Origin of the sequence: Pseudomonas thivervalensis (assembly GCF_001269655.1) — a bacterium.
In the GTDB taxonomy this organism is placed as follows: domain Bacteria; phylum Pseudomonadota; class Gammaproteobacteria; order Pseudomonadales; family Pseudomonadaceae; genus Aquipseudomonas; species Aquipseudomonas thivervalensis.
This window is the reverse complement of the sequence record NZ_LHVE01000004.1, coordinates 231,254-243,950: the sequence shown is the minus strand read 5'-3', so window position 1 is coordinate 243,950 and position 12,697 is coordinate 231,254. Positions and strand designations below refer to the sequence as shown.

13 protein-coding genes are annotated in these 12,697 nt (G+C 62.3%); 2 read left to right on the top strand and 11 right to left on the bottom strand.

The window, feature by feature from the left end:
• Positions 1-407, top strand: a 407-nt coding sequence (locus AD659_RS05890; RefSeq protein ID WP_156330580.1) for an OprD family outer membrane porin, incomplete at its 5' end; no start/stop codon positions are given.
• A gap of 218 nt (positions 408-625) precedes the next feature.
• Here the strand turns inward: AD659_RS05890 and pcaC are convergent.
• The 11 genes from pcaC to pcaR form a co-directional block, all read right to left on the bottom strand.
• Positions 626-1,018 (bottom strand): 4-carboxymuconolactone decarboxylase, encoded by a 393-nt coding sequence (gene pcaC, locus AD659_RS05885; RefSeq protein ID WP_053119216.1) that lies wholly within the window; start codon positions 1,016-1,018, stop codon positions 626-628.
• 10 nt (positions 1,019-1,028) lie between these two features.
• Positions 1,029-1,829 carry a 3-oxoadipate enol-lactonase gene (gene pcaD / locus AD659_RS05880; protein WP_053119205.1) on the bottom strand — a complete coding sequence of 267 codons (801 nt, stop codon included), beginning with the start codon at positions 1,827-1,829 and terminating at the stop codon, positions 1,029-1,031.
• 12 nt (positions 1,830-1,841) lie between these two features.
• Positions 1,842-3,206, bottom strand: a complete 1,365-nt coding sequence (locus AD659_RS05875; RefSeq protein ID WP_053119202.1) for a 3-carboxy-cis,cis-muconate cycloisomerase — start codon at positions 3,204-3,206, stop codon at positions 1,842-1,844.
• A 213-nt stretch (positions 3,207-3,419) separates the two neighbouring features.
• A complete protein-coding gene (locus AD659_RS05870) occupies positions 3,420-4,715 on the bottom strand; it encodes an MFS family transporter (RefSeq protein WP_053119200.1) in 1,296 nt (431 codons plus the stop codon).
• Positions 4,716-5,027: 312 nt separating this feature from the next.
• Positions 5,028-5,594: a protocatechuate 3,4-dioxygenase subunit alpha gene (gene pcaG / locus AD659_RS05865; protein ID WP_053119198.1), complete on the bottom strand. Its 567-nt coding sequence runs from the start codon at positions 5,592-5,594 to the stop codon at positions 5,028-5,030.
• A 1-nt stretch (position 5,595) separates the two neighbouring features.
• Positions 5,596-6,300: a protocatechuate 3,4-dioxygenase subunit beta gene (gene pcaH / locus AD659_RS05860; protein ID WP_053119196.1), complete on the bottom strand. Its 705-nt coding sequence runs from the start codon at positions 6,298-6,300 to the stop codon at positions 5,596-5,598.
• 37 nt (positions 6,301-6,337) lie between these two features.
• Entirely contained in the window at positions 6,338-7,543 is a 1,206-nt protein-coding gene (gene pcaF / locus AD659_RS05855) for a 3-oxoadipyl-CoA thiolase (RefSeq protein ID WP_173667206.1), read from the bottom strand.
• The gene (locus AD659_RS05850; protein ID WP_053119192.1) at positions 7,540-8,319 is read right to left on the bottom strand and encodes a CoA-transferase subunit beta; all 780 of its coding nucleotides are present in this window, start codon (positions 8,317-8,319) and stop codon (positions 7,540-7,542) included. The genes pcaF and AD659_RS05850 overlap by 4 nt, the downstream gene beginning before the upstream one ends.
• Positions 8,316-9,176 (bottom strand): CoA transferase subunit A, encoded by an 861-nt coding sequence (locus AD659_RS05845; protein ID WP_053119191.1) that lies wholly within the window; start codon positions 9,174-9,176, stop codon positions 8,316-8,318. The genes AD659_RS05850 and AD659_RS05845 overlap by 4 nt, the downstream gene beginning before the upstream one ends.
• Positions 9,177-9,488: 312 nt before the next feature.
• Positions 9,489-10,835: a 4-hydroxybenzoate transporter PcaK gene (gene pcaK / locus AD659_RS05840; protein ID WP_053119188.1), complete on the bottom strand. Its 1,347-nt coding sequence runs from the start codon at positions 10,833-10,835 to the stop codon at positions 9,489-9,491.
• A gap of 141 nt (positions 10,836-10,976) precedes the next feature.
• The gene (pcaR, locus tag AD659_RS05835) at positions 10,977-11,819 is read right to left on the bottom strand and encodes a pca regulon transcriptional regulator PcaR (protein ID WP_053119186.1); all 843 of its coding nucleotides are present in this window, start codon (positions 11,817-11,819) and stop codon (positions 10,977-10,979) included.
• Between the two features lie 564 nt (positions 11,820-12,383).
• On the opposite strand from pcaR, the gene AD659_RS05830 reads away from it, so the two are divergent.
• Positions 12,384-12,584 (top strand): hypothetical protein, encoded by a 201-nt coding sequence (locus tag AD659_RS05830; protein WP_003184509.1) that lies wholly within the window; start codon positions 12,384-12,386, stop codon positions 12,582-12,584.
• Positions 12,585-12,697: the final 113 nt, after the last annotated feature.

Sequence of the window (12,697 nt, the reverse complement as noted above, 5' to 3'; positions counted from 1 at the left end):
GCGGCAACACCTTCTACGTTGGCCTACAGAAAGTCGGCGGCGACGACGCCTGGATGCGCGTCAACGGCACCAGCGGCGGCACCCTGGCGAACGACAGCTACAACTCCAGCTACGACAACGCCAAGGAAAAATCCTGGCAAGTGCGCCATGACTTCAACTTCGCCGCCGTCGGCGTGCCGGGCCTGACCCTGATGAACCGCTACATCAGCGGCGACAATGTGCACACCGCCACGGTCGATGACGGCAAGGAATGGGGCCGTGAAAGTGAGCTGGCTTATACCGTGCAGAGCGGTGCACTGAAGAGCCTCAATGTGAAGTGGCGCAACTCGACGATGCGCCGGGATTACAGCACCAATGAATTCGATGAGAACCGGTTGATCGTCAGCTATCCGATCAGTTTGTTGTAAAGCTCACGCGGTGGGCCAGTCGGCATTGATGCTGGCTCATCTACCGCTATCGCGAGCAAGCTCTCCCACAGGGATTTGAGGTGTATGCGATGCTGCGAACGACTCAAAAAACTGTGGGAGCGAGCTTGCTCGCGAGGGCGTCATCACATTCAACATTGATGCAAGCTGGTCCACCGCTATCGCGAGCAAGCTCGCTCCCACAGGGGATGAAGTCCCCCTTAAGCCCGCGATTCGACGCCCAGGTCATCCCAGACCGATTCGGCCAGGTGGAAGGTGGCGTTGGCTGCCGGGATACCGCAGTAGATGGCGCTCTGCATGATCACTTCCTTGATCTCGCTACGGCTCACGCCGTTGTTGGCGGCGGCGCGCAGGTGCAGCTTGAGTTCTTCGTTGCGGTTCATGCCGATCAACATGGCGATGGTGATCAGGCTGCGGGTATGGCGCGGCAGGCCCGGGCGGGTCCAGATGTCACCCCAGGCGTGGCGGGTGATCATCTCTTGGAATTCGCTGTTGAACTCGGTCAGGGCTGTGAGGCTGCGATCGACGTGGGCATCACCCAGCACCGCGCGGCGTACTTGCATGCCTTCGTCGTAACGTTGTTTTTCGTCCACGGAAAACTCCTCAGGCGCGGCCGGAATCAAGCAGGAAATCCAGGACCCGAGCGCTGAACGCAGCACCGGCCTGGACGTTGGACAGGTGCGCGGCATGGAACTCGGCGTACTCGGCCCCACTGACGCGCGCTTGGATAAAATGCCCACCCGACGGCGGCGTCACGGCATCTTCGGTGCCGGCGATCACCAACAGCGGCACGCGGATCGCAGACAACTGCTCGCGGAAATCGGCATCGCGCACGGCGGCACAGTTGGCCGCGTAACCCTGAGGCGATGTCGCGGCGAGCATGTCGGTGATTTTCTTCGCCTTGTCCGGATGGGCATCGGCAAAATCAGGCGTGAACCAGCGGGCAATCGACGCATCGCGCAACGCCACCATCGCCGCCTTGCCGTCACGCAGCACGGTTTCGATGCGCGGGTTCCACATCGACGGATCGCCGATCTTGGCGGCGGTGTTGCACACCACCAGTTTTTGCAGGCGTTCGCCGGCGTTGATACCCAGCCACTGGCCGATCAGCCCACCCATGGACAAGCCACAGAAATGCACCTTGTCGATGTTCAAGGCATCAAGCATCGCCAGCACATCGCGACCCAGTTGTTCGATGCTGTAGGGGCCTTCGGTCACCAACGACTGACCATGACCCCGGGTGTCGAAGCGCAGCACGCGAAAGTGTTCACTGAAGGCCGCGACCTGCTCATCCCACATATGCAAATCGGTGCCCAGGGAGTTGGAGAGCACCAGCACCGGGGCGTCTTGCAGCCCGTCCAATCGGTAGTTCAGATCGCCCTCGGCGAGTTTGACGAATCCCACAACAATCTCCTTTCAGGCATTCAAGGCAAGGTGTTCGGCCACGGCCCGGGCGACCCAGGTCTGGGCCTGGCCGAGGTAGTGGGCCGGGTCGAGCAGATGATCGAGCTCGGTCGCGGACAACTGCGCGGTGACTTGGGGTTCGTCCCCCAGCACAGCGCGCAGATGCCGCTGTTCGGCCACCGCGCGCTTGCAGCATTGCTCAAGCAAATGATGCGCCGTGTCGCGCCCCACCCGCTGGGCCAGGACGATGCTCACCGCCTCCGCCAGCACCAACCCCTGGGTCAGTTCCAGGTTGCGGGCCATGCGCGTCGCGTCCACTTCCAGCCCTTCGGCCAGCAGTCGCGCCTGTTGCAAGGCCCCGGAGACCAGGCAGCAGATTTCCGGCAGGGTTTCCCATTCGGCGTGCCACAGGCCCAGGCTGCGCTCGTGTTCCTGGGGCATGGCGCTGAACAATGTCGACAACAAGCCAGGCACTCGCGTCGCCGCGCCGATCAGCACCGCCGCGCCCACCGGGTTGCGCTTGTGCGGCATGGTGGACGAACCGCCCTTGCCCGGCGCGGAGGGTTCGAACGCTTCGCCGGCTTCGGTCTGCATCAACAGGCTGATGTCGCGACCCAGTTTGCCCAGGCTGCCAGCGATCAAGCCCAACACCGCGCCGAACTCCACCAAACGATCGCGCTGGGTGTGCCAGGGCTGTTCCGGCAGGTTCAGTTGCAGCTCGGCAGCCAAGGCTTCGGCGACCGGCAGCGCCTGCTCACCCAACGCGGCGAGCGTTCCGGAGGCGCCGCCAAATTGCAGCACCAGCAAGCGTGGTTTGAGCTCTTTCAAGCGCTGGCGGCTGCGAGTGATCGCCCCCAGCCAACCGGCGATTTTCATGCCCAGGGTCACCGGCGTGGCGTGTTGCAGCCAGGTGCGCCCGGCCAGCGGTGTGGCGGCGTAGCGTTCGGCTTGGCGGGCCAGGGTGACGGCCAGTTGCGCCAGCTCTGCCTCGATCAAACCCAACGCCTGGCGCAGTTGCAGCACCAATCCGCTGTCCATCACGTCCTGGCTGGTGGCGCCCAGGTGCACGTAGCGCTCAGCCTCGGCGCTCTGGGTGGCGATGCGCTTGCCCAACGCCTTGACCAGCGGAATCGCCGAATTGCCGGCGCTGGCAATCGCTTCGCTCAATGCGGAAAAATCGTACAACTGGGCACGGCAGGCGTTTTCGATCGGTGCCACCGCGTCCTGGGGGATCAACCCCACCCGCGCCTCGGCCCGAGCCAGCGCGGCCTCGACATCCAGCATGGCCTGGACCCGCCCCGCATCGCAGAACACCTCGCGCATGTCGCGGGCGGTGAAGTAGGCATCGAACAGCTGATTGCCCGGTCGTTCGCTCATAAACAGTCCTTGGGAAAATGGATGCCTTTGCGGCCAGAGATAACTCCTGCTGGCTTTTACCCCGTAGGAGCTGTGTAGGAGCTGTCGAGTGCAACGAGGCTGCGATCTTTCCCCAGACACTTGAATCTCAAGTGAAAGATCAAAAGATCGCAGGCTTCGCCAGCTCCTACAGAACCCAGCAGCAGTCTCTGGCCACAATGAATCAAACAAGCCTTAAAGGTCATGGTGCAAATACGCCGGCTGCTTGGGCAGGCGCAGGCTGAACAGGAACGCCACCACCATCATCACCGTGACATACCAATAAAAGGCGTTTTCCATGCCCTGGGCCTTCAGGCTCAAAGCGACGTATTCGGCCGAACCGCCAAAAATCGCATTGGCCACCGCATACGCCAACCCTACTCCCAGCGCCCGCACTTCAGGTGGAAACATTTCGGCTTTTACCAGGCCGCTGATGGAGGTGTAGAAACTGACGATCGCCAGCGCCAACGTAATCAGGACAAACGCCAGGAACGGGCTGCTGATGCTTTTGAGCGTCAGCAGGATCGGCACCGTGCACAACGCCCCCAGCCCTCCGAACCAGAGCATGGAGTTACGCCGGCCGATCTTGTCCGCCAGCATGCCGAATAGCGGCTGCATGCACATATAGAGAAACAACGCGCCGGTCATGATGTAGCTGGCGGTCTTGGCGTGCAGGCCGGCCGTGTTCACCAGGTATTTCTGCATGTACGTGGTGAATGTGTAGAAAATCAGCGAGCCGCCGGCGGTGTAGCCCAGCACCGTGATAAACGCCGCCTTATGGTCGCGAAACAGCGCCGCGATGCTGCCGGCGTCCTTGTTCTCGCGCATTTCCTTGCTGCTGGTTTCTTTCAGGGAGCGCCGCAGGAACAGAGAAATCAATGCCGCCACGGCGCCCACCACGAATGGAATCCGCCAACCGTAGGCACGCAGTTCTTCCTCGTTGAGGAACTGTTGCAGGATCACCACCAGCGACACCGCCAGCAGTTGCCCGCCGATCAGCGTCACGTACTGGAACGAGGCGAAAAAGCCGCGCTGGCCCTTGAGGGCGACTTCGCTCATGTAGGTGGCGGTGGTGCCGTATTCGCCGCCCACCGACAGGCCTTGCAGCAGACGGGCGAGCAACAGCAGCAGCGGTGCCCAGACGCCAATGTCCTTGTAGGTGGGCAGGCAGGCGATGAGCAGCGAGCCGAAGCACATCATCAGCACCGAAATCATCATCGAATTCTTGCGCCCGTGACGGTCCGCCACCCGGCCGAAAATCCAGCCGCCGATGGGCCGCATCAGGAACCCGGCGGCGAACACACCCGCCGTGTTGACCAGTTGCACCGTCGGGTTGTCCGAGGGGAAGAATGCCGGCGCGAAGTAGATCGCACAGAACGCATAGACATAGAAGTCGAACCATTCGACCAGATTGCCGGAAGAGGCACCGACGATGGCGAAGATGCGTTTGCTGCGTTCTTCACCGGTGTAGTGGCTGATTGGGATGGTCATGGGTTATTCACTCGTTGGGGACTGACGAAGTCTAGACACACCTCGTAACACTCCCGTTCCACAAACAGTCTTTCAAGCTGTAGTGCTTGTATGGCCGCCATCGCGAGCAAGCTCGCTCCCACAGGGCGTGTGTCATCTCTGTGGCGAGGGAGCTTGCTCCCGCTGGCTTGCGCCCGTAGGAGCTGACGAGCGAAGCGAGGCTGCGATCTTTTCCCAATCACTTGAGTTTCAAGTGAAAGATCAAAAGATCGCAGGCTTCGCCAGCTCCTACAAAGCCAGCGGGAGCAAGCGCCCTCACCACAGCGGTTTCATTCAGTAATCGAAGAACACCGTCTCGGCATCCGTGCCTTGCAGGATCACGTTCCACTGGTACACGCCCGACGCATCGGGCTTGGCGACGATAGTGCCGCGACGTTCCTCGGGCACACAGGCCAACAACGGGTCGGCTTCGTTGGCCGGTTCGCCGTCAAAGTAGATGCGCGTCAGCAAGTGCTTGACCAGCCCCCGAGCGAACACCAGTACCACGAGATGCGGAGCCTGGGTCGTACCACCCAGCCCCGGCACAGTGCCCGGCTTGATGGTGGTGAAGCGGAAGCGCCCTTCGGCATCCACCGGCACCCGACCAAAACCGTCGAAATGCGGGTCCAGCGGTTTGTCCTGGTCGTCTTCCGGGTGGGCGTATTTGCCGGCGGCATTGGCCTGCCAGACTTCCAGCATCGCGTCGTTGACGAACTGGCCGTTACCGTCGACCACCTGCCCGGTGATCGCCACGCGTTGGCCGAGGGTTTGTGCGACGGTCAGGTCTTCGCGGTTCAGCCAGGTCAGGCCGATGTGGTAGTAAGGGCCGACGGTGTGGGACGTAGTGGCGGTGAGCGTCATCTTATTTCTCCATCGGCGTGGCATCGCGGCCGCGCAAGACGATGTCCCAGCGGTAACCGAGGGCGTAGTGAGGGACGGTTTTTTCCAGGTCGAAACGGGCGATCAGGCGTTCCTTGGCGCGGGTGTCCGGCACGCAGTTGTAGATCGGGTCGTAGGCCAGCAACGGGTCGCCAGGGAAATACATCTGCGTCACCAGGCGCGTCAGAATGCTCGGTCCGAACAGTGAAAAATGGATGTGCGCCGGGCGCCAGGCGTTGTGGTGGTTGCCCCACGGATAGGCGCCAGGCTTGATGGTCTGGAACTGATACCAGCCGTCGGCGTCGGTGACGGTGCGACCGGTGCCGGTGAAGTTCGGGTCCAGCGGCGCGTCATGGTTGTCACGGTCATGGTTGTAGCGACCGGCGGCGTTGGCCTGCCAGATTTCCACCAGGATGCCCGGCACCGGCTCGCCGTGCTCATCCAGCACACGTCCGTGAATGATGATCCGCTCCCCCAATGGCTCGCCGGCATGCTGGGCGGTCAGGTCGTGGTCCTTTTCCTGCAAGCGGTCGGCGCCCACGGTCGGGCCGGTAATTTCCGACAGCGAATGCGGCAGGAACACCAACGGCTTGGAAGGCGAGCGCAGGTTGGTGGACTGGTACGGCGGGTGCAGATACTCCGGCTGGGTGCCCACTTGAGGGCGGCGATAACCAGGCTTGTCAGTCATGAAGCATTCCTCGGTTTCTTATTAGTAGAGCGACGCGTCAGACGCGTTCGATGGCCAATGCCAGACCCTGGCCGACACCGACGCACATGGTCGCCAGGCCTTTCTTGCCGCCGGTCTTTTCCAGGTGGTGCAGCGCCGTCATCACCAAGCGCGCCCCGCTCATGCCCAGTGGATGGCCGAGGGCAATGGCACCGCCGTTCGGGTTGACCTGCGGCGCATCGTCCGCCAACCCCAAATCCCGCAGCACCGCCAAGCCCTGGCTGGCAAACGCTTCATTGAGTTCGATCACATCGAAATCCGCGACCGCCAGGCCCAAGCGTTCAGTGAGCTTGCGCACCGCCGGCACCGGGCCGATGCCCATCACCCGTGGTGCCACACCGGCACTGGCCATGCCCAGCACTTTGCCGCGCGGCGTCAGGCCATGTTTTTTCACCGCTTCGGCCGACGCCAGGATCAACGCGGCCGCGCCGTCGTTGACACCCGAGGCGTTGCCGGCGGTGACGGTCTTGTCGGGGCCGTTGACCGGTTTGAGTTTGCCCAAGGTCTCCAGCGTGGTGTCGGCGCGAGGGTGTTCGTCCTGCTCGACCACGGTTTCGCCTTTTTTATGGCTGATGCGCACCGGCACAATTTCTTCGGCGAAAAACCCTGCCGCCTGGGCCGCCGCCGTGCGCTGTTGGCTGCGCAAGGCGAAAGCGTCCTGATCGGCGCGGGACACCGCGTAGTCATCGGCCACGTTATCAGCGGTCTGCGGCATCGCGTCCACGCCATACTGGGCTTTCATCAATGGATTGATGAAGCGCCAGCCGATGGTGGTGTCTTCCAGCTTCATGTTGCGGGAAAACGCGGCGTCGGCCTTGCCCATCACGAACGGCGCCCGGGACATCGACTCCACGCCACCAGCGATGGCCAGTTCCATCTCGCCGCTGGCGATGGCGCGGAACGCGGTGCCGATGGCGTCCATGCCCGAGGCGCAAAGGCGGTTGAGGGTCACGCCGGGAATGCTCTCCGGCAGGCCCGCCAGCAGCAGCGCCATGCGCGCCACGTTGCGGTTGTCTTCGCCGGCCTGGTTGGCGCAGCCGAGAAATACCTCGTCCACCGCGTTCCAGTCCACCGCTGGGTTGCGCTCCATCAACGCCTTGATCGGCACGGCCGCCAAGTCATCGGCGCGCACGGCGGACAAACCGCCGCCAAACCGGCCAATGGGGGTTCGAATCGCATCACAGATATACACGTCGCGCATCAGGCTTCTCCCGGTGCCTGGCCGTGGGCCGCCGCGGTACGAGCTTCCAGGTCGCGCAGTGCGCGCAGCTCCACCTCGGTCGGATCGGCGGTGGTTTGCACCTGGTCGGCGAAACGGATCGCCCACCCGGTGGCCGCAATGACTTGCTCGCGGGTCACGCCGGGGTGCAGCGCAGTGACCACGAATTCATGGCTGCCGGCTTCGGGCTCCATGATGCACAAATCGGTGATGATGCCCACGGGGCCCGCCCCCGGCAGACCAAGACGCTTGCGTGAATCGCCGCCTTCGCCATGGCCGACCGAGGTGATGAAATCCAGCTTGTCGACAAACGAGCGCGCCGACTGCTTGAGGATGATCAACACGCTCTTGGCGGAGCCGGCGATTTCCGGCGCGCCACCGGCACCCGGCAAACGGACTTTCGGCTGATGGTAGTCACCCACCACCGTGGTGTTGATGTTGCCGAAACGGTCGACCTGGGCTGCGCCGAGGAAACCAACGTCGATACGCCCGCCCTGCAGCCAGTAGCGAAAAATCTCACCGGTCGGGACGACGGTATCGGCGGTTTCCGCCAGTTCACCGTCGCCAATGGACAGCGGCAGCACGCTGGGCTTGGCCCCGATCGGGCCCGATTCGTAGATCAGCACGACGTCCGGCGACGAGGTCAGCCGCGCCAGGTTGGCCGCCTTCGACGGCAGGCCGATGCCGACGAAGCACACGGCATTGTTTTTCAAGCGCCGCGCCGCGGCGACGGTCATCATTTCGTTGGTGGAGTAGGTCATGGTTTCACCTGCGAAGCGGCTGCCAGTCTGGCCTGGAATTCACTGAAATCCCGAGTGCCGTGGATGTATTCGTTGACCCATGCGGTAAAGGTCTCACGGTCCCGGGCGATCGGGTCCCACGCCTGGTAGAAGCGGTTGTCACGCTCGGTGTAGCCGTGGGCGTAGGACGGATGGGCGCCACCCGGTACGTGGCAGACGGCGCTCAACGCCCAGGTCGGCAGCACGCAGGCGTTCATCGGCGCGTTCAGGTCGTCGACGATTTCTTCCACGGTGACGATGCAACGCTTGGCGGCCAGGGCGGCTTCTTTCTGCACACCGAGGATGCCCCACAGCAGCACGTTACCCTTGCGGTCGGCTTTCTGGGCGTGGATCACCGTGATGTCCGGGCGCACCGAAGGCACAGCGGCCAACACTTCACCGGTGAAGGGACAGGTCACGCTCTTGATCAGCGGGTTGACCTTTGGCAGGTCGGAACCGGCGTAGGCCCGCAGCACCGCGAACGGCAGGCCGGAGGCGCCGGCGACGTAGGCGTTGGCCAGGTCAGCGTGGCTGTGCTCTTCGATCTCCAGCGGGTGCGGCCATTGCTTCTCCACGGCATCGCGCAAGCGGTGCAACGACCCGACGCCAGGGTTACCGCCCCAGGAGAAAATCAACTTGCGAGCACAACCGGCGCCGATCAACTGGTCATAGATCAGGTCAGGCGTCATACGCACGAGGGTCAGATCTTTCTTGCCCTGGCGAATGATTTCATGACCCGCCGCCGTCGGGATCAGGTGAGTGAAGCCTTCGAGCGCGACGGTATCGCCGTCATTGACGAATTGCTTCACCGCGTCGTGCAGCGAAAGGATTTCAGCCATGGGGCAGGCTCCCGTTTTCCAGTAGACCGACATGAAGAAAAAGGCGCGAGGTTAAGCGCCGGAGTGACTGAAGATTAAGCTTCGGGATGAGGGCAAAACAATCCGATAATCGACTGAGTGTTCGTTTATCGAACGGATTGTTGTTTGGCTATCGATTTGCCCTCACATCGAAAACAAGTGGAAACCGTGGCGAGGGAGCTTGCTCCCGCTGGGCTGCGTAGCAGCCCTAATAAAGAGGGCCGCTTCGCGCCCCAGCGGGAGCAAGCTCCCTCGCCACAGGTGTGGACTCAGGGCTTCGTGCAGGTGAACAGCTCAGGTCGCATCCGCATGGCTGACCATGCCCTTGATCACCACCGCCGTGGTCGCCAGGGCGGCAGGGATGACCAGGGCCGTCAGGACCTGTTCGAAGTTCCAGCCCAGGCCCAGCAGGGTCGCGCCCATCCAGGCCCCGAGAATTGCCCCGAAGCGACCGATGCCCAGCATCCACGAGACCCCGGTGGCCCGGCCCTGGGTCGGGTAGAAACGCGCCGCCAGGGAAGGCATCGCCGATTGCGCGCCGTTGACGCACATGCCGGCCACCAGCACCAGGGTGGCGAGCACGGTGATGTTGCCCAGGCTCTGCCCCACCGCGTAGGCAAACACCCCGGCCATCAGGTAGAAAAGGCCGATGACCTTGTGCGGATTGAAGCGGTCCATCGCCCAACCGACGAAGACTGCGCTCAACACGCCGCCGAACTGGAACAACGCACCGATAAACGCGGCCTGTTCCATGCTCGCGCCGCTGTCACGCATCAAGGTCGGTAGCCAACTGGTCAGCAGGTAGACGATCACCAGGCCCATGAAATAGGTCAGCCACAGCAGCAAGGTGCCGGCGCTGTAGGTGCCGGAGAAGATCACCGCCAGCACGTTGCGGGCTTTCACGGTTTTCTGTTCCGGCACACTGAAGCTCGCCGCTTGGGCCACGATTTTCGGCTCGATCGGCGCCAGGGTCTTGCGCACCTTGTCGCTGCCGCGATTGCGCACCACCAGGTAACGCGCCGACTCCGGCAGCCAGAACAGCAACACGACCGCCAGGATCAACGGCAGCACTCCGCCGATCAGCAGCAGGCTGTGCCAGCCGAACGCCGGTATCAGCTTGGCGGAGATGAACCCGCCACCGGCCATGCCCAGGTTGAAGCCGCAGAACATACTGGTCACCAACAGGGATTTCTTGCGTTCCGGGGTGTATTCCGACAGCAAGGTGGTGGCGTTCGGCATCCCGGCGCCCAAGCCCAGGCCGGTCAGGAAACGCAACACCAGCAATTGATCGACGTTGGTGCTGTAGGCCGACGCCAGGCTGAACGCGCCGAACAGCACGACCGCACCCACCAGTACGACTTTTCGCCCGAAGCGGTCAGCCAACGGCCCGGAGCCCAGTGCGCCGAATACCATGCCGATCAGCGCCGCACTCATTACTGGGCCAAGGCTGGCGCGGTCGATGCCCCAATCCTGGGACAGCGCCGGGGCGATGAAGCCCATGGCGGCCGTATCGAGGCCGTCGAGGAACACAATCAGAAAACACAGAATCACCACCCGCCACTGATAACGCGATATGGGCTGGGTATTGATAAAGGACTGCACATCGAGGCAATTGCCTACGGAGGTCTGGGGCTGGTTCATTTTATTTTTATTCCAAGCGAGAAACGCAGGCGGACGAACAGAGACCCGGCGAAACACGCCGGATGACGCTGCGCGACATTAATGAGGCCAGGCAAACACCGTCAATTCATCGCCGCCGACTCTGTGCGTTTATCGAACAGCTTAAGTGAACAGCTGCGCGCTCAGGTCGCGACTGGCCCCCAACAAGCCTGGCAGGAAGCGCTGTTCCAGCTCATTGCGGCTGACCCGCCCGGCATGGGTACTGACGTTGAGTGCGGCCACCACTTGGCCGGAAGCGTCGTACACTGGCACGGCAATCGAACGCAGGCCCTGTTCCAGCTCTTGATCGACGATGCACCAGCCCTGCTGCCGCACCTCTTGCAGGCATTCGAGCAAGGCCTCAGGTGTGTGCAAGGTGCGGCTGGTCTTGGCCTGCAGGTCGGCGTGGTCGAGGTAGTCGCGCAACGACGCATCATCCAGGGCCGCCAGGAGAATCCTGCCCATGGAGGTGCAATAGGCTGGCAAGCGGCCGCCCACCGACAGGTCCACCGAAATCAGGCGCTGGGTGGTAGCCGAGCGGGCGATGTAGAGGATGTCGTCGCCTTCCAGCGTCGCCATGTTGCAGGCTTCGTGCAATTGCTCGCTCATGCGGTCAAGGTACGGCTGGGCAGACACCGCCAGCGGTGTCGAAGACAGATAGGCGTGGCCGAGGGTCAGCACTTTGGGCAGCAGCGAATAGGTGCGCCCGTCGGTGGTAGCGTAGCCCAGCTTGATCAACGTATGCAGGCAACGCCTGACAGCAGCGCGGGGGATTTCCGTGCGGTGGCTGATCTGGGCGATGGTCAGGTGCCGCTTGCGCTCCTGGAAAGCCTGGACCACGGCCAATCCACGGGCCAGGGACGTCATGAAGTCAGGATCGCCGGTCAGGGCCTGGATCCGCTTGGCCGGCGAAGCGACGATCGGTGGCGCGACGGAAGTGAAGGCATTGCGCAATTGGTCGTTCATGTCTGGTCCTTCCCGGAAGTGACGGCTATTACAAGCGGCTGCCCGGTGGGCAAGCAAGACCCGCCGGCCAAGATCGTTCGATTATCGAACCGTCGACCGATAATCGCAATCAGGTCAGTGCGCTGGCCTGCCCCGAGCACGTTCGGCAATAAGTTGAAGGTAACAGTGGCCCGCGGTTTGACGTGAAGACGCAGGCGATATTGAACTTGTTGATGCGAATGGCATCGGCTTACTGGCACTCGCCGGCATCTTTCTACTGTGGTACAAGTTGCACATACACATATGAGTTCACACAACAGCAGAGCCTTTAAATTTTTCCCGATAGTGTTATCCGGCTGGACCGCTATAATGCAAATCAGCGACGGTAGGGCCGATCGACCGCTCCCGTACGCAGGCACCGTGGTCGTTACCGGGTGCCCGAAGCACCGTCATGGTCGCTTCCCTGCTTGTCAACAACGCGAAGCCCTGATGCTACGTCAGCTGTCAGCTCTGGTGCCGTGGCCGTCTGCATGCCTACATGCAGTGCGTATCACCAGATTCAACTTCAATTAATTAGGTACAACTGTGACGAAAGACGAACTGCGCGCGGAACTTGAGCGCCAGGAACAACGTTACAAGGAAGTTTACGGCGGGGAAGTCACCACCTACGCCGCGCAACCTGAACCGGAACGCAAACCCTGGCGCAAGCGCGCCACCGTTCAGGATCAAGCGTTCACCCAGGAACTTCAGAAAATGGAAAAAGAACTCAAAGCCGAAGAACAGTGATGCTCTGGGCCTGACGTTCTTGTGAAGAGTTCTCCGGCCACCACCCAGGCCGGAAACCGTAGCGCACGCCCGCCATGAGCGGGCCGCCATCCGCTCCTGCCCGACGGTCGGGA

Bases quoted from the DNA above. Each gene is read 5' to 3' on its own strand.
- AD659_RS05875 (WP_053119202.1), bottom strand. From the start codon at position 3,206: ATGAGCGAACGACCGGGCAATCAGCTGTTCGATGCCTACTTCACCGCC.
- pcaK (WP_053119188.1), bottom strand. From the start codon at position 10,835: ATGAACCAGCCCCAGACCTCCGTAGGCAATTGCCTCGATGTGCAGTCC.
- AD659_RS05870 (WP_053119200.1), bottom strand. From the start codon at position 4,715: ATGACCATCCCAATCAGCCACTACACCGGTGAAGAACGCAGCAAACGC.
- AD659_RS05850 (WP_053119192.1), bottom strand. From the start codon at position 8,319: ATGACCTACTCCACCAACGAAATGATGACCGTCGCCGCGGCGCGGCGC.
- pcaH (WP_053119196.1), bottom strand. From the start codon at position 6,300: ATGACTGACAAGCCTGGTTATCGCCGCCCTCAAGTGGGCACCCAGCCG.
- AD659_RS05845 (WP_053119191.1), bottom strand. From the start codon at position 9,176: ATGGCTGAAATCCTTTCGCTGCACGACGCGGTGAAGCAATTCGTCAAT.
- pcaR (WP_053119186.1), bottom strand. From the start codon at position 11,819: ATGAACGACCAATTGCGCAATGCCTTCACTTCCGTCGCGCCACCGATC.
- pcaG (WP_053119198.1), bottom strand. From the start codon at position 5,594: ATGACGCTCACCGCCACTACGTCCCACACCGTCGGCCCTTACTACCAC.